At 58.5% G+C, this 21242-nt stretch carries 23 protein-coding genes; 13 read left to right on the forward strand and 10 right to left on the reverse strand.

The annotated features are described in order from the left end of the window. Positions 1–5 precede the first annotated feature (5 nt). The 7 genes from bcrB (at position 6) to ACHZBF_RS00955 (ending at position 6822) form a co-directional block, all read left to right on the forward strand. Positions 6–1301 (forward strand): benzoyl-CoA reductase subunit B, encoded by a 1296-nt coding sequence (gene bcrB / locus ACHZBF_RS00925; RefSeq protein ID WP_029134227.1) that lies wholly within the window; start codon positions 6–8, stop codon positions 1299–1301. A gap of 12 nt (positions 1302–1313) precedes the next feature. Continuing rightward, complete coding sequence (gene bcrA, locus ACHZBF_RS00930; RefSeq protein ID WP_288106906.1) at positions 1314–2633, forward strand: benzoyl-CoA reductase subunit A; 1320 nt, start codon at positions 1314–1316, stop codon at positions 2631–2633. Positions 2634–2635: 2 nt separating this feature from the next. Continuing rightward, the gene (gene bcrD, locus ACHZBF_RS00935; protein ID WP_029134229.1) at positions 2636–3478 is read left to right on the forward strand and encodes a benzoyl-CoA reductase subunit D; all 843 of its coding nucleotides are present in this window, start codon (positions 2636–2638) and stop codon (positions 3476–3478) included. Between the two features lie 29 nt (positions 3479–3507). Next, positions 3508–3750, forward strand: coding sequence for a YfhL family 4Fe-4S dicluster ferredoxin (locus tag ACHZBF_RS00940; protein ID WP_029134230.1), 243 nt, complete (start codon positions 3508–3510; stop codon positions 3748–3750). 147 nt (positions 3751–3897) lie between these two features. Beyond that, entirely contained in the window at positions 3898–4812 is a 915-nt protein-coding gene (locus ACHZBF_RS00945; RefSeq protein ID WP_037375644.1) for a GNAT family N-acetyltransferase, read from the forward strand. 10 nt (positions 4813–4822) lie between these two features. Then, on the forward strand, positions 4823–5530 hold the full coding sequence (gene fabG, locus ACHZBF_RS00950; RefSeq protein ID WP_029134231.1) for a 3-oxoacyl-ACP reductase FabG: 708 nt from the start codon (positions 4823–4825) through the stop codon (positions 5528–5530). 98 nt (positions 5531–5628) lie between these two features. Continuing rightward, positions 5629–6822, forward strand: coding sequence for an acyl-CoA dehydrogenase (locus ACHZBF_RS00955; RefSeq protein ID WP_029134232.1), 1194 nt, complete (start codon positions 5629–5631; stop codon positions 6820–6822). Between the two features lie 299 nt (positions 6823–7121). Here the strand turns inward: ACHZBF_RS00955 and mobA are convergent, their stop codons facing one another. Together mobA and ACHZBF_RS00965 are read right to left on the reverse strand one after the other, a co-directional pair. Next, a complete protein-coding gene (gene mobA, locus ACHZBF_RS00960) occupies positions 7122–7739 on the reverse strand; it encodes a molybdenum cofactor guanylyltransferase MobA (protein ID WP_321527422.1) in 618 nt (205 codons plus the stop codon). Further along, on the reverse strand, positions 7732–8604 hold the full coding sequence (locus tag ACHZBF_RS00965; RefSeq protein ID WP_051302456.1) for a formate dehydrogenase accessory sulfurtransferase FdhD: 873 nt from the start codon (positions 8602–8604) through the stop codon (positions 7732–7734). The genes mobA and ACHZBF_RS00965 overlap by 8 nt, the downstream gene beginning before the upstream one ends. Positions 8605–8826: 222 nt before the next feature. On the opposite strand from ACHZBF_RS00965, the gene ACHZBF_RS00970 reads away from it, so the two are divergent. The 4 genes from ACHZBF_RS00970 to ACHZBF_RS00985 all read left to right on the forward strand — a co-directional run bounded on the left by ACHZBF_RS00970 (position 8827) and on the right by ACHZBF_RS00985 (position 11595). Next, positions 8827–9075, forward strand: a complete 249-nt coding sequence (locus ACHZBF_RS00970; protein WP_029134235.1) for a YfhL family 4Fe-4S dicluster ferredoxin — start codon at positions 8827–8829, stop codon at positions 9073–9075. A gap of 14 nt (positions 9076–9089) precedes the next feature. Continuing rightward, complete coding sequence (gene ggt / locus ACHZBF_RS00975; RefSeq protein ID WP_321527423.1) at positions 9090–10754, forward strand: gamma-glutamyltransferase; 1665 nt, start codon at positions 9090–9092, stop codon at positions 10752–10754. 107 nt (positions 10755–10861) lie between these two features. Then, on the forward strand, positions 10862–11308 hold the full coding sequence (locus ACHZBF_RS00980) for a hypothetical protein (RefSeq protein ID WP_157606842.1): 447 nt from the start codon (positions 10862–10864) through the stop codon (positions 11306–11308). A 32-nt stretch (positions 11309–11340) separates the two neighbouring features. Then, complete coding sequence (locus ACHZBF_RS00985) at positions 11341–11595, forward strand: hypothetical protein (RefSeq protein ID WP_029134238.1); 255 nt, start codon at positions 11341–11343, stop codon at positions 11593–11595. Between the two features lie 75 nt (positions 11596–11670). Here the strand turns inward: ACHZBF_RS00985 and mutM are convergent, their stop codons facing one another. From mutM to ACHZBF_RS01025, 8 genes are all read right to left on the reverse strand, one after another. Continuing rightward, entirely contained in the window at positions 11671–12483 is an 813-nt protein-coding gene (mutM, locus tag ACHZBF_RS00990) for a bifunctional DNA-formamidopyrimidine glycosylase/DNA-(apurinic or apyrimidinic site) lyase (protein WP_029133412.1), read from the reverse strand. A gap of 1 nt (position 12484) precedes the next feature. Next, positions 12485–13324: a DUF4340 domain-containing protein gene (locus tag ACHZBF_RS00995; protein WP_051302174.1), complete on the reverse strand. Its 840-nt coding sequence runs from the start codon at positions 13322–13324 to the stop codon at positions 12485–12487. An 11-nt stretch (positions 13325–13335) separates the two neighbouring features. Continuing rightward, positions 13336–14694, reverse strand: coding sequence for a GldG family protein (locus ACHZBF_RS01000; protein ID WP_245621712.1), 1359 nt, complete (start codon positions 14692–14694; stop codon positions 13336–13338). Next, entirely contained in the window at positions 14687–15433 is a 747-nt protein-coding gene (locus ACHZBF_RS01005) for an ABC transporter permease (RefSeq protein ID WP_321527425.1), read from the reverse strand. Before ACHZBF_RS01005 ends, ACHZBF_RS01000 begins: the two co-directional genes overlap by 8 nt. Further along, positions 15430–16347, reverse strand: a complete 918-nt coding sequence (locus ACHZBF_RS01010) for an ABC transporter ATP-binding protein (protein WP_321527426.1) — start codon at positions 16345–16347, stop codon at positions 15430–15432. Before ACHZBF_RS01010 ends, ACHZBF_RS01005 begins: the two co-directional genes overlap by 4 nt. Positions 16348–16425: 78 nt before the next feature. Then, positions 16426–16629 carry a hypothetical protein gene (locus ACHZBF_RS01015; protein WP_321527427.1) on the reverse strand — a complete coding sequence of 68 codons (204 nt, stop codon included), beginning with the start codon at positions 16627–16629 and terminating at the stop codon, positions 16426–16428. A 43-nt stretch (positions 16630–16672) separates the two neighbouring features. Beyond that, the gene (locus tag ACHZBF_RS01020; protein ID WP_157606783.1) at positions 16673–16840 is read right to left on the reverse strand and encodes a hypothetical protein; all 168 of its coding nucleotides are present in this window, start codon (positions 16838–16840) and stop codon (positions 16673–16675) included. Positions 16841–17035: 195 nt separating this feature from the next. Next, positions 17036–19987, reverse strand: coding sequence for an EAL domain-containing protein (locus ACHZBF_RS01025; protein WP_321527428.1), 2952 nt, complete (start codon positions 19985–19987; stop codon positions 17036–17038). 235 nt (positions 19988–20222) lie between these two features. Here ACHZBF_RS01025 and ACHZBF_RS01030 point away from each other — a divergent pair, with 235 nt between their 5' ends. Together ACHZBF_RS01030 and ACHZBF_RS01035 are read left to right on the forward strand one after the other, a co-directional pair. Then, positions 20223–20714, forward strand: a complete 492-nt coding sequence (locus tag ACHZBF_RS01030; protein ID WP_029133407.1) for an FKBP-type peptidyl-prolyl cis-trans isomerase — start codon at positions 20223–20225, stop codon at positions 20712–20714. 14 nt (positions 20715–20728) lie between these two features. After that, positions 20729–21241, forward strand: a complete 513-nt coding sequence (locus ACHZBF_RS01035) for a GNAT family N-acetyltransferase (protein WP_029133406.1) — start codon at positions 20729–20731, stop codon at positions 21239–21241. Position 21242 lies beyond the last annotated feature (1 nt).

A 21242-nucleotide genomic window follows, 5' to 3' on the forward strand; every position in this document is an offset into this window, starting at 1 on the left:
TCACTATGAATACTGCAACCAAACCAGAAGCGATCAAAGACGCATCGATGCTCAAGCAGAAAGAGATGATCGCAGGCAACTACGATGCACTCACCGGTGCTCCTGAAACCGGCAAAAAGATCGTCTCAACTTTCGTTCCGGGAAACCTGAACGAGCTGATCAGCAGCTTCGGCCTGCTCAATAATCTGCCGGAGATTAATGCGATCAACAACGGCATGCGCAAGCAGAGCGGCGGCATGATCATGGATGCCGAACGCGGTGGTCACTCAGAGGATGTTTGTACCTACGTGAAGGCGGACATCGGCATGATGTCCAAGGGCAACATTGCCCCCAATGGCAAGGTGATGCCAAACCCCGATCTGCTGCTGCTCTCTTACACCGGCTGCTTTACTTTCATGAAGTGGTTCGAGCTGCTGCGCAAGGAGTACAACTGCGACACCGTCATGTTGCAGGTGCCCTATACCGGCGACGGTGTCATTACCGACAACATGCGTGACTTTGTGGTCAAGCAGTTAAAGGAGGAGGTGATTCCGGCACTGGAAAAGACCTCGGGCGTCAAGTTTGATATCGACCGGTTGCGGGAGAACATGGCCCGTTCCGCCAAGGCGGAAGACGACCTGGTCTGGGTATTGGAGAGCGCCAAGAATGTGCGTTCACCCATTGATGCCTACTTCGGTGGTGTCTACTACATTGGCCCGATCTTCACCGCATTCCGCGGTACCCAGGATGCCATTGAGTACTATCAGCTGTTGCGCGGTGAGATCGAGCAGCGGTTAAAGGATGGTCTTGGACCTATCACCCCGGAAGGTGACATGGGTGAAGAGAAATACCGCCTGGTTGTGGAAGGTCCGCCAAACTGGACCAGCTTCCGCGAGTTCTGGAAGATGTTCTATGACGAGGGCGCCGTGGTTGTGGCCAGCACCTACACCAAGGTGGGCGGCGTGTATGACGAGGGTTTCCGTCATGACCCGACCAACCCGCTGGAGTCCCTGGCCGACTACTGCCTGGGTTGCTACACCAACCGCAACATGCCCAGCCGTGTTGACCTGATCGAGAAATACATGAATGAGTATCAGGCCGATGGTCTGCTCATCAACTCGATTAAGAGCTGCAACAGCTTCTCTGCCGGCCAGTTGATGATGATGAACGAAATCGAGAAACGCACCGGTAAACCGGGTGCATTTGTAGAGACTGATCTGGTTGACCCGCGTTACTTCTCCGCGGCCAATGTGAAAAACCGCCTGGAGAGTTATTTCCAGATGGTCGATCAGAAACGTCGTTCCAGCAGAAAGACAGCTTAAGGGGGCCTGAGCATGAAGTGTTATATAGGCATTGACCTGGGTTCCACCACCACCAAGGCGGTGGTAATGGACGAAAAAGGCGAAGTATTGGGACGTGGTATTACCAACTCCCGCTCCAACTATGATACCGCCAGCCGCGTGGCGAAACTGGAAGCATTCATCAGTACACGTCTGACCCTGTTTCATCGCCAGCTGGAAGGGCTGGCCGGGCTTGAAGGCGAGAAGATCGACCGGTTGCTGTTCAACCTGGAGCGTCACTTCCGTCTGGAGCTGTTCCTGGAGCAGCTGGAAGATCTGCATCAGACCTGCGCGAACAATGCGGGAGATCTGCGCTATCCGGGACAGAAAGAGAAGATCTGTGACGTGCTGGATGTGGCCTTTGCCCGCCTGGCCGACAAGCTGAAAGGTCTGTTTGGACCGGGCGTGGTGCGCAAGTCTGACTTCTTCAGGGATCTGGCAGGTTCTGAGTACATGAACATTGCCGAAGCGACCGCGAAAGAGATGGGTATGAATTTCGATACCCTGATCAATATCTATGACAAGTCGATTATTGAGGTGGAGAACCGTCCACCGAATGCCGACATGGAAGGGAAATTCCTGCGGGCACTGACCAAGGTGCTGGAGGAAGAGACTGATCTCAGTGTCGATCCGGCTGATGTGATGAAGGCCATCAAGGCCGTGCTGGATCTGGACCTGGAAGAGACCTTTGTCGTTGGCACCGGGTATGGCCGCGTACGTCTGCCGTTCCCGAAAGAGCACATTCGCTCCGAGATTCTGTGTCACGGTCTGGGCGCTCATCTGATGTATCCCAAGACCCGCACCGTGCTGGATATCGGCGGACAGGACACCAAGGGTATCCAGATCGACGACAAGGGTATCGTGGTCAACTTCCAGATGAATGACCGTTGTGCCGCCGGTTGCGGTCGCTACCTCGGTTACATCGCGGACGAGATGAACCTGGGCCTGCACGAACTGGGACCGATGGCCATGCAAGCCACCAAGACCGTGCGCATCAACTCTACCTGTACCGTGTTTGCCGGTGCCGAGTTGCGCGACCGCCTGTCGCTGGGTGAGAAACGTGAGGACATCATGGCCGGTCTGCACCGCGCCATTATCCTGCGCGCCATGTCGATCATTTCCCGCTCCGGCGGTATCGATGATGAATTCACCTTTACCGGTGGTGTGGCCAAGAACGAGGCCGCTGTCAAACAGTTGCGCGAACTGGTTCAGGAGAACTATGGCGACGTGCAGATCAATATCGACCCGGATTCAATTTATACCGGGGCACTGGGTGGTGCAGAGTTTGCCCGCCGTGCCGTAGAGGAGGCATAAGCATGACGACAAGTATAGGCATTGATGTTGGCTCAGGTTGTATTAAAACCGTTCTGTTCAAAACAGATGGGGACAACTATGAGTGGGTGGCCCGTCGCAATGACAAGATCCGTCAACGCGATCCGAAGGAGCTGGCGCGGCGCGCCTACGACGAGGTGCTGGAAGAGGCCGGGCTTAAAGAGTCGGATGTTCAGTACACCGCCACCACCGGCGACGGTGAGAACATCGAGTTCTCTACCGGTCACTTCTACTCCATGACGACACACGCCCGTGGCGCCATCTACCTCAACCCCGAGTCCCGCTCGGTGCTGGATATGGGCGCGCTCAATGGTCGAGCGGTAAAGATGGATGAGCACGGCAAGGTGTTGACCTATCGTATGACCAGTCAGTGTGCTTCCGGCTCGGGCCAGTTCCTGGAGAATATCTCCCGTTACCTGGGTATTGCCCAGAACGAGATTGGTGAACTCTCCAAGCAGGCTGACAATCCGGAAGATGTATCCAGTATCTGTGCGGTACTGGCGGAGACCGATGTGATCAACATGGTGTCGCGCGGCATCTCGGCACCCAATATCCTGCGTGGAATCCATGACTCCATGGCGGGTCGACTGGTAAAACTGCTGCGCGTAATCAAGGCTAACGAGGGTGTGACATTCCTCAGTGGCGGTCTGGCGCTGGACGAGGGGCTGATGGACTCCATCAACGCCTCCATGGTTAAAATGAAGATTCCGACCAAGGCGGTGAACCATCCGGATTCTCCTTATGCTGGTGCCATCGGTGCCGCCATCTGGGGCGCCTATCGTTACGAGAAGCTGGCTGAGCAGGGCTCACTGGCAATCGCGTCATAATCATCTATCCCACGTAAGGAGAAATTGCTATGGCCCTTATGATTAATGAAGACTGCACCGCTTGTGATGCCTGCCCGACCGAGTGTCCGAACGATGCCATCACGGCGGGTGATCCGATGTACGTGATCGATCCGATGAAATGCACCGAATGCGTCGGCGCCGAGGACGAACCACAGTGCCAGCTGGTCTGCCCACCGGATTGTATCGTACCCAATCCGGATTTTGAGGAGACCCAGGAACAGCTGCAGGCGAAGTACGAGACGCTGCACTGAGTTGACTGAAGGTCAAGCCGGGCAACCGTCTCCCGCGGATCGGATCAGGCCGTACCAATCCGCAGTGGAGTCGCTTGCCCGCCGTATTGGCCAGGCGGTGCACATTGGTGCATCAGCATGCTAAACAAAATACCCGGAGGGGTTGAGATGTCGGAAAAAAAATGCCAGATACAGCCAATGCAGGAAGGCGATATTGAGCAGGTCATTGGACTGGACAAAAATCTCGGCGGCGATGCGCGCCCGGAATTCTTTAATAAACGCCTGCAGGCGATGGGCCGCTCTCCGGAGACCCATATCAGTTTCGTCGCCAGTGTGAATGGCCAGCTCTGTGGTTTCCTGTTCGCCCATGTGCTGAAGGGTGAGTTTGGCACCCATCAGCCGGTGGCGGTGATCGATGCTCTCGGTGTGCAACCCGGTGAGCAGGGTTCAGGTGTCGGCATGCTGCTGATGAATGCACTCAAGCAAGAGGCGGCTAAACGGGGTTGCGGCAGCCTGCGCACCCAGGCCAACTGGCATCAGCAGGAGCTGCTGGCTTACTTTGCCAACGCCGGTTTCACCTTGGCGGCACGCAATGTGCTGACCCGGGATACCAGCCCGCTGGCGCTGGACGAGGAAGATGATATCGAACTTCGCCCGGTACGTTCACTGGCTGAATCCGACCTGGATTCGATTCGCCGGATTGACAGACATATCACCAATGAGGATCGTGAGACCTATCTGACGCAAAAGGTAGCAGAAGTGATTTCGGATAGCGGTGTTCGTGTCTCCATGGTGGCCGAGCAGGACGGTCTGGTGGCCGGGTTTGTAATGGCGCGGGTTGACTACGGCAGCTTTGGCCGTGCCGAGTCCACCGCCGTGGTCGATACCCTGGGTGTCGGGCCGGAGTACAAGGGGGCCGGTATCGGCTCCGCCCTGATGGCCCAGTTGATGGATAACCTGGCCTCGTTGCAGGTGGAAAATGTGCGCACCGAAGTGGAGTGGGAGAATTTTGACCTGAATCGTTTCCTGGCCAGCTCGGGGTTCCGTCCCGCCCAGGAACTGTCACTCTCCTGCGCGCTCTGAGGCGATAGTTATGTGGGATTTTTCAGGCAGAAAGGCGGTTGTAACCGGAGGTGCCAGCGGTATCGGCCGGACGGTGGCCGAGATGTTGGTAGCGGCGGGTGCCGAGGTGCATGTATTTGACCTGAGCGTGGGAGAGAGCGGGTCAACACCCGGCATCTTCCATGAGGTCAATATCGGCGACCCGGAGAGCGTCAAGGCCGCGGTGGATGAATTGCCGGATGATGTCACCCTGCTGGTGAATAATGCCGGTATCACCCGGGACAGAAGTATTGCCAAGATGAGTGACGAAGAGTGGCACTCGGTGATCAATATCAATCTGGGTGGCGCCTTCTATCTGATCCGGGCGCTTGCCCCGCGGATGCGCGAACAGGGTCATGGCCGTATTGTCAATATCACCTCGATCAACGGTATGCGGGGTAAGTTTGGTCAGGCCAACTACACTGCTGCCAAGGCGGGCATGATCGGTCTGACCAAGACGGCGGCCCGGGAACTGGGCGGCAAGGGTGTGACGGTGAATGCCGTGGCTCCCGGCATGGTACTTACCGAGATGGCGAAAAAGCTGCCGGAGGAATTCCTGCAGAAGGCGCTGGATGAGACGATGCTGAAGGAGCTGGCAACTCCGGAAGATATCGCCAATGCGGTGCTGTTTTTGCTTTCCGAAAAGGCGCGCATGATTACCGGTGAGGTGATCAAGGTGGATAGCGGTCAGTATATTTAACAGATCCGGTGGATACGCCTGCCGGCTTATCCACCCACAGATGTAGGGTGGATAAGCGAAGCGCATCCACCATTCTCAGACAACCGGAATAAGTGGCTATGAATTCAAAAACACAGGCAAGAGCCCCATTCAAATGGGAAGACCCGTTACTCCTGGATCAGCAGTTGACTGAGGAAGAGCGGATGGTGCGGGATACCGCGCAGAAATACTGTCAGGAACAGTTGATGCCACGGGTGCTCGAGGCCAATCGCCACGAACATTTTGATCGTGAAATCATGAACGAGATGGGCGAGCTGGGTCTGCTGGGCGTCACCATTGATGGTTACGACTGCGCCGGACTCAACTATGTCTCCTACGGTTTGATTGCGCGTGAAGTGGAGCGGGTCGATTCCGGCTACCGTTCCGCCATGAGCGTGCAGTCCAGCCTGGTGATGCATCCCATCTACGCCTACGGTACGGAAGAGCAGCGCGAGAAATACCTGCCGAAGCTGGCCACTGGTGAACTGGTGGGTTGTTTTGGCCTGACCGAGCCGGATCACGGTTCCGACCCGGCCGGCATGAAGACCCGTGCCCGCACCGTGGATGGCGGCTACTCCCTGTCCGGCTCCAAGATGTGGATTACCAACTCACCGATCGCCGACGTCTTTATCGTTTGGGCCAAGGATGACGAGGGTGTGATCCGTGGCTTTATCCTGGAAAAGGGTATGAAGGGACTGTCCGCACCCAAGATCGAAGGCAAATTCTCGCTGCGCGCTTCCATCACCGGCGAGATCGTCATGGACGAGGTATTTGTCCCGGCGGAGAATCTGCTGCCAAACGTGAAGGGGCTTGCCGGTCCCTTCGGCTGTCTCAACCGTGCCCGTTACGGCATTGCCTGGGGCGTACTGGGTGCTGCGGAAGACTGCTGGCATCGTGCGCTCACCTATACCCTGGACCGGAAACAGTTCGGTCGGCCGCTGGCGGCCAATCAGCTGATCCAGTTGAAACTGGCCAACATGCAGACCGAGATCACCCTGGGACTGCAGGGCTGCCTGCAGCTTGGACGGTTGTTTGATGCCGGACAGGCAGCGCCGGAGGCGATCTCCCTGATGAAGCGCAACAACGCTGGCAAGGCGCTGGATATCGCGCGTATTGCCCGTGATATGCACGGTGGCAACGGCATCTCGGATGAGTTCCACGTGATTCGTCACGCCATGAACCTGGAGGCGGTCAATACCTACGAAGGTACCCATGATGTGCACGCGCTGATACTTGGGCGTGCCCAGACCGGCATTCAGGCGTTCGCGCCCTGATTCGTCTCCAATGCCGGTTGCTATAGCAACCGGCAACCATTTCATCTCGTATTCCCGTCTCTCATTTTTGGCCCCTCCCCGGGGCCGTTTTTTTGACCACGGGTGAAGTGATGCGGCGAGGCTCAGGGAGCGCAGCGCCATATTCGGAGAGATGTGAATCTAATGAATCAGCGTGGGGCTGCCGGCTTTCTGTTTCTGTTGTTTGTTGGGAGGTGGGGCTGTACCTGATCTGATTGGATGCGAGCGGAAACCCGGGTAGTTGCAGGGGTTGCCGTTGCCGATGAAACCGGCGGATTGGATCAACAGGAGGGACTGTTGTGGCCGATTGGCTGGAACCGATCCCGCTCTTCCAGGGTATTGATGTTCAGGAAGGTCTCCGGTGCATCGGAAAAGTCGGCGGTGACCGTGTTGTGCCGCGCGTACCACCAGTCGATTTTGCGTTCGCCTGATGCGAGAAATTCATTCAGGCTCTGTTGCAGGCGGGTGGAGATGAGAGCGTAGACCGGCTGCATGCGGTTGCCGTCGTGGGCCACGGCAATCTCGGCTTTTGCCGCCTGCTGGGCGTTGTAGAGGCGGTTGATCAGGTCATCAGGCAGGCAGGGACCGTCACAGGGGATGGTGACGATGAAATCGCTCTCTACCTGCTGCATGGCCGCGAGGAATCCGGCCAGTGGGCCCTGAAAATCGCTCAGGCTGTCACTGACCACGGGATAGCCATAACGGGCATACTGCTCGGTATTGCGGTTGGCGTTGATCAGGATCCGGCTGACCTGGGGTTTGATGCGGGCAATCACATGCTCGATCAGGGGCCGGCCAGCCAGTTCCACCAGCCCCTTGTCCTGTCCGCCCATGCGGCGGGCCTTGCCGCCGGCCAGGATGACGGCGGTGATTGATGGCCGGGATGTCTGGTCAGTCATGGTGTTTTACCTGTTTGGCTCTGCCCGGAGGCTGGTCGAACTGGAACTGTTCGGCACCGTGATAGAGCAGGAAGTGCTCACCCTTGGCGCGGGCCACCAGGGTGACCCCCAAGCGCTGGGCCAGTTCCAGCCCCATCTGGGTGACGCCGGAGCGGGAGAGCAGGATCGGGATGCCCATCTGGGCCACCTTGATCACCATCTCCGAGGTGAGCCGGCCGGTAGTATAGAAAATTTTGTCGTGGCCCGCGGTCTGGTTCATCCACATGTGGCCGGCAATGGTGTCGACGGCGTTGTGGCGACCGACCTCTTCGACGAAATGGAGAATATCGGTGCCCTGGCAGAGGGCGCAGCCATGCACGGCGCCGGCGCGCCGGTAGATCTGGTTGTGCTGGTCCAGGGCCTTGAGCAGGCCATAGATGAGGGACTGTTTGAGTTCAGTTTTGGGCAGGTCGATCTTGTCCAGGTCATCCATCAGGTCGCCGAACACCGTACCCTGGCCACAGCCGGTGGTGACGGTCTTGCGGCTGAGCCGGTTTTCAAGGTCCGGGATCTCTTCACGGGTCTGGATGGCGGCGGAACCGGTCTCCCAGTCCACCTGGATCACCGCGACCTGGTCGACCCGCTGCACCAGTCGCTGGTTGCGTAGCCAGCCGAGCACCAGCATCTCGGGCTGCGACCCCAGGGTCATCAGGGTGACCAGCTCGCGTTTGTTTAGATAGAGGGTCAGGGCACGCTCCGCCGCTACATGGCCTTCGCGCGGGTCGCCGTATTCATCCAGCGATGTAACGGCCAGGGTGGAGTCGAGTCCGGCGTCACTCAGTATCAGGCTGGTGGATGCGGACGAGGATATTGAATCGGCAGTCATGATGCTCGAATTCCTTGATCTGACGGGTTACCTGTTGATGGGGCCGAAGCTGGATCGCTACATGCCGCCGCCGTTGGTCGATGCGGCATTATGCCACAGATCCGTAAACCGGCCGCCCTGAAGGTTGGACCGACAGATCGTTACTTTTATCAATTTATCCTGACATAACGGATACAGGATATAATTCACGGCATGATGCCAAGTCTATCTGGAGTTTAAACAATGGCCCTGATCATTACCGATGAGTGTATTAACTGTGATGTCTGTGAACCCGAGTGCCCCAATGGCGCCATCAGCCAGGGGGATGAGATCTATGTGATCGATCCAAATCTCTGTACCGAATGCGTGGGCCACTTCGATGAACCCCAGTGTGTCGAGGTCTGCCCGGTGGATTGTATCCCCAAGGATCCGGACCATGTGGAGACCGAAGAGCAGTTGTTGGAGAAGTTCAACCGGATCATCAATGGATAACCCGGTTGCCTGACATGCGGCATCCGCGCCCCTTCCTGTGGTTGTTGTTGCTCCTGTGGCTGCCGCCTGGTTTGCCGGCGGCCCAGGAGCGCGGTGCCATCGCCTCGGCCCATCCGCTGGCTACCGAGGCGGGGCATGCCATCCTGGCCCAGGGCGGCAACGCCTTCGATGCCGCCGTCACGGTGGCAGCGGTGCTGGCGGTGGTGGAACCCTACAGCTCCGGTATGGGCGGTGGCGGCTTCTGGCTGCTGCACCGGGCCCGGGACGGTTTCGAGGTGATGCTGGATGGCCGCGAGCGAGCGCCGCTGGCGGCGCATCGTGATCTCTATCTGGACTCGAAGGGCGAAGTGGTGCCAGGCCTGTCGGTGAATGGTCCACTCGCTGCCGGTATTCCGGGACAGCCGGCGGCGCTGGCCCATCTCGCGGCCCGCTACGGTCGCCTGCCGCTGGCCCGGACCCTGGCGCCGGCGATACGCCTGGCGCGGGAGGGTTTCCCGGTGGACGGCCACTACCGGCGCATGGCGGAGTGGCGGCTGGAGCAGCTTCGGCAGTGGCCGGCCAGCAAACAACAGTTCCTGATCGATGACGCGGTACCGCCTCTGGACGCAGTTGTCAGGCAGCCGCAGCTGGCAGAAACCCTGCGCCGGATGGCGGAGCAGGGCCATGATGGCTTCTATCGCGGTCCGGTGGCGGAACGTCTGGTGGCCGGTGTCAGGGCCGCCGGGGGGATCTGGCAGTTGCCGGATCTGGCCGAATACCGGGTGGTGGAGCGGGAGCCGGTCCGTGGTGAGTACCGCGGCATGAAAATCACCAGTGCGGCGCCCCCCTCATCCGGCGGTATAGTACTGATCAGCATGCTCAACCAACTGGCCCGGTTTGACCTGGATAAATACCCGTCAGTGCAGCGCAAGCATCTGGTGGTGGAGGTGATGCGTCGCGCCTATCGGGATCGGGCCGAGTATCTGGGTGACCCGGATTTTGTCGATATGCCGGTGGCGCGGCTGATAGATCCCGACTATGCGGCCGGGTTGACGCGCGATATTCAGCTGGATGCCGCCACTCCGAGTCGTTACCAGCCGGCCGGAACTGGGCTTGAGGGGCAGGACACCACTCACTATTCGATTATCGATGCCGAGGGTAACCGGGTCTCCGCCACCCTGAGCGTCAATTATCCTTTTGGCTCCTGCTTTGTGGTGCCGGGCACCGGAATTCTGCTGAATGATGAGATGGATGACTTCTCGGCGCGCCCCGGCGCACCCAATGTCTATGGTCTGGTGGGGGGTGAGGCGAATGCCATTGAACCGGGCAAGCGGATGCTCTCCAGCATGACCCCCACTTTTGTTGAAACCGATCAGGGCGTGGCCGTGTTGGGCACACCCGGAGGCAGTCGGATCATTAGCATGCTGCTGCACGGTATCCTGGCATTAGCGGAGGGGGGTGGACCCGAAGCCTGGGTCAGCCGGCCGCGATACCACCACCAGTATCTGCCGGACGTGATCCAATTTGAACCCGGCGCACTGGATACCGATGAACAGCGGCAGCTGATGGAGCTGGGACACAAACTGAAGCCGCTTGATTCAGGTTACGGGAACATGCAGGCCCTGTTCTGGAACCGGCAGGACGGCCACCTGAGTGGCGCCAGTGATCCCCGGGGAATCGGCAAGGCGGTTGTGGAGTGAGTGCGTTCTCCGAATCCGTGCGGCTGTTCGTGGAAGGCCGCCGACTTGAAAAAGTCGCCTCATCTGGTTTCAATGTGCCTGTCCGCAAACGTTACCGGAAAGGATGGATGCTTAGAGTATTCGTTGTCTTGTGCCTGCTGGGTCTGCTGCTTCCCGAACTGGCCTTGGCGGGAAAATATCGTCAGGCTGCCTATATCACCAACCTCTATTTCGCCGAGCGGATCGCATCGGATGAGGATTCGGTGCAGCCGGAACGGGTGTTTAACCGGCTGAGGGCGGGTGATCCCGAGGTCATGGCCTATATGGTGCTCAATCTGTTGCTGGACAGGGGTGAGCATCAACTTGAGGTGGATATCATGGACAGGGAAGGCACTCTGTTCGATAAACTGAAGTTTGACAACGTGCAGGCCAGTCAGGATGACTGGCGCTATGCCGCCACCGGCCAGTTTGGCGGGGAGCTGCCGGAAGGTGGTATCTTCTTCAGGATCTATGACAGCCACGACGGTGGCGCGAAAGAGGTCATCGGTACGGTTCGTTTGATGACCGCTCATTGATAGTAACGGTTTTAAAAGTGAGGAGAGTATTTATGCAATTCAGTCCGTGTAAAGGTGGTGATTTCTGCAGTCAGGAGGGCACCCACTGCTCCGGTTGCGGGCGCAGTCACGAAGAGATCGCCAAGACCCGTGACCTAGTCTTTGCCGTTACCAAGTTCGCCATGGACATGGGTTACGAGAATGTAGAGGCTTTCACTGCCTTTGTGGGCGAGAAGGCGGCAAGGAATGTACGCAAACAGCAGCAGCTGAGTCAGATGGGCGGTATCGGGATTCCGGTCGGCAAGTGAGATTGCCGGGGTGCCGTTCTGGCTGCACCAAAATCTCGCAGGGTGGGCACGGAAAGCGTGCCCACCCTATGAATATCATCTTTGGCAGCGGCCGCAGAAAAAACTGGAGCGCTGTCCGATCCGTCGCTGTTTCAGTGGGGTTCCACAGCCGGGGCAGGGCGCCCCGGCCTTCCCGTAGACCAGCAGCTCCTGGGCGAAATAACCCGGTTTGCCATCCTCCTGCTGAAAATCCCTGAGCGTGGTGCCGCCTCGCTGGATGGCGGCCGCCAGCACGCTTTTGATCTCCCCGGTCAGCCGGGCACAGCGAGCGGCTGATATCCGTTGGGCGGTCCGGGCCGGGTGGATGCCGGCGCGGAACAGCGCCTCGTTGGCATAGATATTCCCTACCCCCACGACGACATGGCCGTCCATGATCAGGTTCTTTACCGCCACCCGACGCTGTTGTGCCTGCCGGTAGAGATAGTCGCCGCTGAATTCCAACGACAGGGGCTCCGGTCCCAGGTGGGTGATCAGCGGGTGTTGCTCCACTGGCCGGTCGGTCCAGAGTACCGCACCGAAGCGGCGCGGATCACGCAGTCGCAGGCAACAGTGCCTGAACAGCAGATCGAAATGGTCATGTTTACCCGGGGTGGTTTCTCGCGGCAGTATGCGCAGGCTGCCCGACATACCCAGATGCAGTATCAGGGTCCCGTTGGCGAGATTGAGCAGGAGATACTTGGCGCGCCGTTCTACTGAACGAACGGTTCTGCCGGTCAGCAGGCTGGCCAGATCGTCCGGGATCGGCCAGCGCAGCTGCGGCTGGCGCACTGCAACCCCGGCGATGCGTTTTCCCTCAATATGCGGCGCAATGCCGCTGCGGGTGGTCTCGACTTCGGGCAGTTCCGGCATGCTATTGGTTTATTCCCGGGGCTCTGAGCAGGGCGTCGCTATTGAGTTGGTAGCCCAGCCCCAGCGCCTGATTGATCAGCAGAATCCTTGGCGCCTGGCTGATTATCCCCAGCTTTATCGGACCTTCGCTGCCCCGTAGACGAATGGTCAGTTGTTGTTCCGGTGGTGTATCAGGGGCCTTGATGACCTTGGACACCCGGGTGTGCTGCCAGGCCGCCACCTTCTCCTGTAACTGCTCCGGATCGCTTCCTGTGCCGTCAGGATCAAGCGTCCAGATGCCCTGCTGCCGGTACAGGCGCCAGGTCGGCGTATTGATTTCGCTGATCTCCTCACCGTCCGGGAACAGGGTATGACTGACAAACTCCTCGGCCCGGGCCAGGGCGTGGTGGGGGAAGATGTCATTGGTCAGATAGAGCTGGTCATCAATGCGCAGGTAGCGGCCATAGTTGTAGGGGTGGGTGCCGCCGAAGGTGATTTTGGTCTGGTTGAAAGTAAGTTCGGCCAGCGGCTGTTCCAGTCCGAATTCGGCCAGTCGATCGGCCGGCAGGGCAAAGGTTTCGATCTGCGGTGTGGAGAGCAGATCCAGCAGGCTATGGATGCGTGGCGTATTGGCGGCTACCTGGTAGGGCTCGGTCATGTGCCAACCCCGGGTGCCCCGTTGCAGAACGAACCGGGGACCGTTCTTGTTGCTGATGGTTATGCGCTTGACGGTTGCCGGATCCAGACGGGTAAGCGGACTGCCTGGATGGCTGCTCTCCTCGTCCGGGGTATACCAGACAAACAGGCCGAGCGCAGCCACCAGTAGTAACAGGAGCAGGTTGACCAGGCTTTGTTTGCGCATTGCGGGTTTTCCTAGGCCCTGCGGCGGCGCCACCAGATAAACAGGCCGGCGGTGAACAGCAGTATGGGTAATATAAACAGGAATCCAAGTCCGATGATGGCTCCGCTGGTGCGACTGAGGTCGAGCCGGGTATCGGGGGCGGTCCTGGCTGGAATGTCCAGCAGGTTATCGTCACCGCTGAGCCAGCGAATCAGGTTGAGGCCCAGATCGAGGTTGCCGCCGTTGCCCAGATAGCTATTGGAGAGAAAATCGCCGTCACCCAGTGCCACCAGCCGTTGTGATTTCCCGTCCAGTTGACGACTGAAGGCATAGCCCAGGGTCAGGGGGCCGGACTCCTCGCCCTGGTCGGCATCACGCTGCAGCTCGCCAACCAGTTTACCGGTCTCGTTCCAGCTGCCGGGCTGGGTCTGCAACAGGGGTGTAGTCTGCCAGCCTGCGGCGGTGCCGGCCTTGAGGGCGGCGGCAAACGGATAGAGTGTCACCAGTCGGAACTGGTTGGTAGCCGGATGCTCCGGAAATCGGGTCACCAGGGCGATGGCGGGATTGTCCAGACCCAGTCCGGCAGCGTTGGCATCCACCACGGTGCCGGGCAGTATTTCCAGGCCAAGCTCCTGAAACAGGCTCGGCAGTGCATGCTGTGGTCCGGGGTCGGTCAGCCAGAGCAGGTTGCCGCCCCGGTCAAGGTAATCGTGGATCACCGCTAGTTCACCCGGCAGATATTCAACGCGTGGCCCGGCAATTACCAGCAGCGCGGTATTTCTCGGGATTACCGGTTGCTCGGTCAGTTGCAGGGGCTGTATCCGGTAGCCCTTGCGCCGCAAGGCGGCGCCAAAATCCCCCAGGTCGTGATTGGCCTTGCCGTTCAGGCGGCGCTCACCATGCCCCTCAATGGTGGCGATCCAACGCTGGCCCTGCTGAATCAGTCGCTGGATGCTGTTGCTGATCTGCTGCTCATTCAGCGTGGACAGGTTTTCGCTACGTCCCTGGTAGCTGATGTGTAGTTCGCCGGAGCGGCGGATACCCGATTCACGGGTCAGCTCGGGCTGCAGGGACGGATCGATGAACTCCAGGGTGATATCAGGACGCGCCCGCTGATAAGGCTCTATGACTGCCCGTATGCGCTGGCGCAGTTGTGCATCGTCCGGGGCAAAGGAGCGGATCAACAGCGGCGCTTCCAGTCGACTCAATAGCTGCTGGCTGGCACTGCTGAGGCTGTTTCTGGCCCGGTCGCTCCAGTCGAATACGCCCTGATAGCGCTGGCTGAGCCAGCCGGCCAGGCCTATGGCAATTACCAGTAGCAGGTAGAAAAGCAGTCCCTCCAGGCGCTGTCTGAGGCGATTGCGGGAGACTGTTTTCAGTGGCTCAGTCACCACGGCGTCGACTCTCCAGGCGGTGGATGGTCATCAGCAGACTGCCGGCAATCAGCAGCAGGAAGTAAGCCAGATCACCGCTGCGCACCACGCCGTCGAGAAAGGGCCGGTAGTGGCTGCTCAGGGAGAGCCATTCGAACAGGCTGCTCCGATCATCGGTGCCGGACAGGTTGACGATCCAGAGAAACAGCAGCAATCCGTAGGTGCTGATGGCCGCCACCGCCGGCTGTTCCGTCATGCTGGAAAGAAACAGTCCAATGGCGCCGTAGCAGGCCAGCAGCAGCCCCAGGCCGAACAGGGCGGCGGCAAGCCGCCCCAGGTCCAGGGCGCCGCCCAGCAGCAGTGACAGCGGCATCAGCGCGGCCAGTAGCAGCAGCAGGCCGAACACACCCAATACAGCCAGGTATTTGCCCAGTGCGATCTGGGTTGAGGAGAGCGGAGATGAGAAGAGCAGCCGGATGGTGCCGCTGCGGTACTCGTCACACAGCAGGCGCATGGTCAGCAGCGGGGTCAGCAATAACAGGATCATGGCGCCGGAATCGAACAGCGGTGCGATTACCAGGTCGGTGACTCCCAGTTCCGATGCCCCGGCAATCAGTTTTGGTTGCAGCTGCATGAAGCTCTCAATCTGTACCAGAAACAGCCAGGCGAGAATCAGCATGGCGACGCCCAGCAGGCTCCAGGCAAGGGGGGAGAGAAACAGGGCTCTCAACTCTCTGCCGGCCACCGTGCGGATCACTGAACCCGCCCGCCGAGTGTGGCCTGGGTGAAGATGCGTTCCAGGTCATCCTGATCGGTGCGCAGTTCGCACAGTTGGCCGCCATGTTTCACGATCGCCTCGGCGATGTCGGCCGGGCTGCACTTATCTGAAAGGGTCAGCCGGAACTGGTGCGGGCTCAGGGGTTCAACATGCAGTACGCCGGGCAGGCTGGTCAGATAGCCGTTCTCCGCATCATCTGTCGCCAGCGTGATCAGCAACCGGTTGCGCTGCTGTTGACTGACCGGCCCGGAATAGACCAGCCCGCCCTGGTACAGGATCAGCGCCCGGTCACAGAGGGATTGCACCTCGGGCAGGATATGCGTGGAGAGCAGAATGCCACGCTCTTCAGCCAGGTCCCGAATCAGCGTGCGAATCTCCCGTACCTGGTTCGGGTCCAGCCCGCTGGTCGGTTCGTCCAGGATGATGATGCGCGGGTTATGAATGATCGCCTGGGCAATACCTACCCGTTGCTGGTATCCCTTGGAGAGATTGCCGATCACCCGTGAGCCCATCGGTTTCAGTCCGCAGCGCTCCTTGGCCCGGGCAACGGCACGGTCCGTGTCGGACGTGCCGATCTGGTGCAGTCGGGCGCAATAGCGGAGGTATTCGTCCACCCGCATTTCCGGATAGAGCGGGGGCACTTCCGGCAGGTAGCCAAGGGTACGTTTTGCCCTGACTGGATCTTCCTGCAGATTGAAACCATCCAGCCGCACACTGCCACTGCTGGGTGCCAGTACACCGCTGATAATCTGCATGGTGGTGGATTTGCCGGCGCCGTTGGGGCCGAGAAATCCCAGCACCTCGCCCGGTTGCAGATCGAAATTGATACCCGCCACGGCGCAGTGATCGCCATAGTATCGGAAGAGGTTTTCGATGTGGATTAATGCTGCCATTGGGGCAGCAAGGTACAGGAGATTGGGTCGTGAGATCAAGGCGTCACGACCCGCTCTCCAAAGTTGCGGCAACTATGGTTAACCGGTGTTGGGTCGACACCCCATGCTGGAGCCCAACAGGATGAACAGAAGCAGTGCGCCCAGTCCGGCACTGATCAGGGAAATACCCACCTCCGAGCCGAGCAGGCTGAATAATATACCCAATCCCAGGCAGAGCAGGGTCAGAAAAACAATAGGCCGGCCCGATTCACGAAAGGCCCGGATAAGGCAATTTAGTTTCATGGCGTCACCTGTTATTTGATGGGATAAACCATACTCCGATTGTTTAGCGGGATGGCTGGTCCGGCGTGCCGGTATGCTGGCATACACAACTGGAGGTCCAGCGGGCAAAGGTGTGCTCGGAGGGAGGCTCCACGCCGATATAGTCTGCCGATAGCGCGAGAAAATCGGCTATCCGTTCCCGTTCCTGACAATTGATGGTTTGTTGTTCCATGGCAAGCCCCCTGTATCGATAATCTATTGGTTAATACCATACTGTTTCACTTGGTTATTATCAAGCACAAATATTTCAATGGTATTAAGCGTGTGACGATGATTTTTCTGATTGGCTTTCCGGTCCTGTTGGTTTTTATCCGGGGAACCAGCGGGTGGTAGCGGAGGGCTGGAGGGGCCGCGTAAAAAATAGCACCTATTGCAATTGCGGATCAGGATTCTGGGTCAGCCAGAAAGGCTGTATTTGGTGCTGAGCCAGAAGATGCCCAAACTCCATGGCCGGAATCGGCTTGCTGATCAGGTAGCCCTGGATGTTGTCGCAGCCGCAACGCTTCAGGAACTTCATCTGCTCCTCCGTTTCAACGCCCTCGGCAATCACCTCCAGTTTCAGGCTTTTGGCCATGGCGCCGATGGTCATGGCGATGGCGGCGTCATCCTCCGAGCGGGTGATGTTCCGGATAAATGCCCGGTCAATCTTGATTTTGTCGAAGGGGAAGCGTTGCAGGTAAGAGAGGGATGAGTGGCCGGTACCAAAGTCATCCAGGGCCAGCCGGACACCCAGTTTTTTCAGCGCACTGAGGGCTTCGATCATGCGGTCCGGATCTTCCATCATGGTGCTCTCCGTGATCTCAATCTCCAGTGAGGAGGGATTGATTGCGGTCTTGCTGATGATCCGATGAACGGTGTCCGTCATGTCCTGACCTTCCAGTTGGCGTACCGAGACATTGACGGCGACAACCAGGTCCGGATAACCGTTGCGCTGAAACTGCTTGAGTTGCAGACAGGCGGTCTCCAGTACCCACTCCCCGATCGGCAGGATCAGACCGGTCTCCTCGGCCAGAGGTATAAACCGGTCCGGGCTGATCAGTCCGCGATGCGGGTGGTGCCAGCGCAACAGCGCCTCCATGCCGGTTATCCGGTTGGTCTGCTGGTTGAACTGGGGCTGGTAGTAGAGTTCAAGTTCATTGCCCTGAACCGCGTTGCGCAGACCGTTCTCCATCTCCATGCGCTGCTGAACCTGGTGGTTCAGCTCTTCGGTAAAGAACTGCAGTTTTTCCCCATTGCGTTTTTTTGCCTGATACATGGCGGCGTCGGCATTGCTCAGCAGGTTGTCCAGTGTTTTACCGTCCTCTGGCCAGAGGGCGACGCCGATGGTGCAGCTGACATGGAGGAGGCGGTCGCCGACCGTTATCGGCTTGCTGATTTCCCGGCTAATTCGGCGTGCAAAGTCCGTGACGGTGTTGGCTGATTCAATCTCCGTCAACAGGATGACAAATTCGGCACCGCCATAGCGTGAAACGGTGTCGCTGGTGCGCGCCAGTTTCGTCAGCCTGTTACCGACTTCAACCAGCACCCGATCGCCGGTCTCATGCCCGAGGCTGTCATTGATCAGTTTGAACCGATTCAGATCCAGTATCAGCAGGGCGACTTTTTTCTGGTGGCGTTGCGAGTGGCTGATCAGCTGGGTGAAACGGTCGGTCAACAGGCTGCGATTTGGCAGGCCGGTCAGCTCGTCATGATAGGCGAGGAAATTAAGCCGTTCCTCCATCGCCTTGCGCTGGGTGATATCGTGATGCATGCCGATATAGTTGCTGATCTCTCCCTGTTTGTTCCTGACGGGCGAAATGCTGACCAGTTCCCAGAACAGCTCGCCACTCTTCTTGCGGTTTAGCAGTTCCCCTTCCCAGATATGGCCCGACTCGATGGTGCGCCACATCTGTTCATACACCGCTTTTGGAGTCTGGCCGGATCGGGTTTTGTTATACCTTTTGCCAATAACCTCTTCCTGGCGGAAGCCGGTGGTGAGTTCAAAGCGGGGGTTAACATATTCGGTAACGCCTTTGGCATCGGTAATCACCAGGGAACTGACACTCTGCTCCACCGCCTGATGCAGTTTTCGCAACTCCTGCTCTGCCAGTTCCCGCTTTTGCCGGTCCGCCAGCAGACTCAGTCGCATCGATTCAAAACTCTGGCCCAGGCGGCCAAACTCGTCCTGCGCGTCGATCAAAAAGGGTTGGTTGAGGTTACCGGACTCTATGGTTCTGGCAGCGTTCTCCAACAGATTCAGGGGGGAGAGGATGCGCCGATAGGTGATGAGATAAGTGGCGATAAAGAGCATGACAACCAGCAGAATAGTGGCCAGCAGACTGGCCACCGTCTGGTTGGCCTGCTGCTGAATGATGTCGATATCCTGCTGATTGTGGATGCTGGCGGCTTCCGATATGGCGGTAATGGTATCGATGGAACGTGAGGCCTCAGAAAACCAGACCAGTTCAGTCACCGGATAGGGCATACCGCTCCTGCCGGCTTCCAGTACCTGATTGCGCAACTGTTCGAAACTGCCCTTGAATATCGAGTGATAACGGGCCAGGGCGGCCTTGATCTCCGGGGTTTCCGGGTAGAAGTCCAGAACTTCAAAACTCTTTTTCTCACCATACTCCATGGCCTCGCGGAATTGCACGAGCTGTCGAAGTTCACCCTCGTCAAGCGCCCGCTCCAGGGCAATGGCCCGGCCGATTGTGGCCCGTTCGCGACCGGCATACTCGGCCATTGTGTAGAATGAATCACGCAGCATCTGCCCGTAATTGATGACGTGCCCGGTTTCTTCCGTCGGGGCCATGATGGAACGCTGCAGTTTTGATATGTCATTGATTTTGCCTGTCATCAGACCAAGCCAGCGCAGCGATATCTGCGGGTCCCTGTCGCCGAGAAAGACCCGATCCACCTCGTGGCGGAGCTGCTGCAACTGTTGGTGAATCTGCTGCATGGCCGGGTAGGCATGCTCTAGAGGGGTCGCACCTTCAGGGGCTTGATGTTTCTGCAGGATTTGCGAGAACTCCTGGTATCTGTTGTCTGTTCTCTTGCGCTGGTTATTCAGGCGGACCAGCTGATCGGGGTCCAGCTTGTCCGGCATGGCCAGAAGTGTCGAGGTGAGACCCCGCTCCACGGCCAGTTCCATGGTCAGCTTGAGTGATTTGTCCGCCAACAGGTTGACCAGTCCGAGTCGGCTGGCGGCTTGGTGTTGGCGGATGACGTCGATGCTGTTCCAGGCGATGGCAGAGATGGCGATCGCACACAGCAGGCCCAGTACCATCAACAGCAGGCGGCGTATACGGATATGGCAGATCAATTTTCGGAGCCCGGGCAACTTATCACCTTATAGTTGTTTTGCGACGGCATCCCTGGCGTGAAATAATGCGCCCGTGTTGAATTCAGCCTGCCCGTGATGTCGTGCAGGTAATGCAGCGTCCCGGTCGCTATGCTTACAGATATGCTTGTCGGCGCCAACTAGCGATTCTTTAAAAAGTTTTTAACGAATCTACAGTAACCTTAATGTTGCTGTGGTATTAGCCCTCCACTTCATACTTTATTTGAGATATTTCATGCAGATCAGCGATTTTAAAGCCGTCATCCTCGATTATGTAACCCGTGACCAGAGTGGCGAGATCATCGACAGTTCCGCCAATGATGGCTATCTGACCTATATTCACGGCACCGAAAGTCTGATTCCGGCACTGGAGCAGGCGCTGGCGGGGCACCGGCAGGGCGAGAAACTGTCCGTCAGTATTCCCTGTGAAGAGGCCTATGGTGAGCGGGATGAGAGCCTGATCGAAGGAGTGCCCCGGGACAATTTTCCCGGTATCGAGCGTATCGAGGTGGGCATGCAGTTCCAGACCGAAATGGATGAGGGGGTCCCCTTCCTGGTGACGGTGGTGGAGGTGGATGAACAGACGATCACCGTGGACGGCAATCACCCCATGGCCGGCAAGGACCTCAACTTTGATCTGGAGATTATCGAGGTGCGAGAAGCCAGTGCCGACGAGATCGAGCACGGCCATGTGCATCACGATGGCGCGCACTGTCAGACTCACTGAACCGCCCGGGCGTCATGCATTACCGCATACCTGAGCGGCTTGAGACCGAGCGGCTCGTTCTGCGTACCTTTCAGGAGGAGGACTGGCGGGACCTGCACGCCTATTACTCCGACCCTGAATGCACCCGCTACACGATGGGGAAACCGCTCAGCGAGGCGGGAACCTGGCAGGTGCTGGCGGGGATGATCGGCCACTGGCAAATGCGCGGCTATGGGCCCTACGCAGTTCTAGAGCGCGGCTCTGGCCGGGTGATTGGTCCGGTCGGGCTCTGGTATCCCCTGGACTGGCCTGGACCGGAGATCAAATGGGCCCTGGCCAGGGATTTCTGGGGGCAGGGCTATGCCCTTGAGGCGGCCCTGGCGGTAAGGCGGATGGCCGCTGAGACCCTGCCCGGGCTCCGGCTGATCAGCTTTATCCAGGCCGAGAACCGCGCCTCTATCGCACTGGCGGAACGGATGGGGGCGCTGTTTGAAAAGACCCTGCCTTTCCGCGGTGGGGAGTGGTGCCTCTACCGGCACCAACATTGAT

The sequence above is a fragment of the Sedimenticola selenatireducens genome (genome assembly GCF_963675335.2).
Classification (GTDB): Bacteria; Pseudomonadota; Gammaproteobacteria; order Chromatiales; family Chromatiaceae; genus Sedimenticola; species Sedimenticola selenatireducens.

Coding starts and splice junctions, on each gene's coding strand:
- ACHZBF_RS00945 (WP_037375644.1), top strand. CDS start 3,898: ATGTCGGAAAAAAAATGCCAGATACAGCCAATGCAGGAAGGCGATATT.
- ggt (WP_321527423.1), top strand. CDS start 9,090: ATGCGGCATCCGCGCCCCTTCCTGTGGTTGTTGTTGCTCCTGTGGCTG.
- ACHZBF_RS00955 (WP_029134232.1), top strand. CDS start 5,629: ATGAATTCAAAAACACAGGCAAGAGCCCCATTCAAATGGGAAGACCCG.
- ACHZBF_RS01035 (WP_029133406.1), top strand. CDS start 20,729: ATGCATTACCGCATACCTGAGCGGCTTGAGACCGAGCGGCTCGTTCTG.
- ACHZBF_RS01015 (WP_321527427.1), bottom strand. CDS start 16,629: ATGAAACTAAATTGCCTTATCCGGGCCTTTCGTGAATCGGGCCGGCCT.
- ACHZBF_RS00965 (WP_051302456.1), bottom strand. CDS start 8,604: ATGACTGCCGATTCAATATCCTCGTCCGCATCCACCAGCCTGATACTG.
- mutM (WP_029133412.1), bottom strand. CDS start 12,483: ATGCCGGAACTGCCCGAAGTCGAGACCACCCGCAGCGGCATTGCGCCG.
- ACHZBF_RS00970 (WP_029134235.1), top strand. CDS start 8,827: ATGGCCCTGATCATTACCGATGAGTGTATTAACTGTGATGTCTGTGAA.
- bcrA (WP_288106906.1), top strand. CDS start 1,314: ATGAAGTGTTATATAGGCATTGACCTGGGTTCCACCACCACCAAGGCG.
- mobA (WP_321527422.1), bottom strand. CDS start 7,739: ATGACTGACCAGACATCCCGGCCATCAATCACCGCCGTCATCCTGGCC.
- ACHZBF_RS00985 (WP_029134238.1), top strand. CDS start 11,341: ATGCAATTCAGTCCGTGTAAAGGTGGTGATTTCTGCAGTCAGGAGGGC.
- ACHZBF_RS01030 (WP_029133407.1), top strand. CDS start 20,223: ATGCAGATCAGCGATTTTAAAGCCGTCATCCTCGATTATGTAACCCGT.
- ACHZBF_RS00995 (WP_051302174.1), bottom strand. CDS start 13,324: ATGCGCAAACAAAGCCTGGTCAACCTGCTCCTGTTACTACTGGTGGCT.
- fabG (WP_029134231.1), top strand. CDS start 4,823: ATGTGGGATTTTTCAGGCAGAAAGGCGGTTGTAACCGGAGGTGCCAGC.
- ACHZBF_RS00980 (WP_157606842.1), top strand. CDS start 10,862: ATGCTTAGAGTATTCGTTGTCTTGTGCCTGCTGGGTCTGCTGCTTCCC.
- ACHZBF_RS00940 (WP_029134230.1), top strand. CDS start 3,508: ATGGCCCTTATGATTAATGAAGACTGCACCGCTTGTGATGCCTGCCCG.
- bcrB (WP_029134227.1), top strand. CDS start 6: ATGAATACTGCAACCAAACCAGAAGCGATCAAAGACGCATCGATGCTC.
- ACHZBF_RS01020 (WP_157606783.1), bottom strand. CDS start 16,840: ATGGAACAACAAACCATCAATTGTCAGGAACGGGAACGGATAGCCGAT.
- bcrD (WP_029134229.1), top strand. CDS start 2,636: ATGACGACAAGTATAGGCATTGATGTTGGCTCAGGTTGTATTAAAACC.
- ACHZBF_RS01010 (WP_321527426.1), bottom strand. CDS start 16,347: ATGGCAGCATTAATCCACATCGAAAACCTCTTCCGATACTATGGCGAT.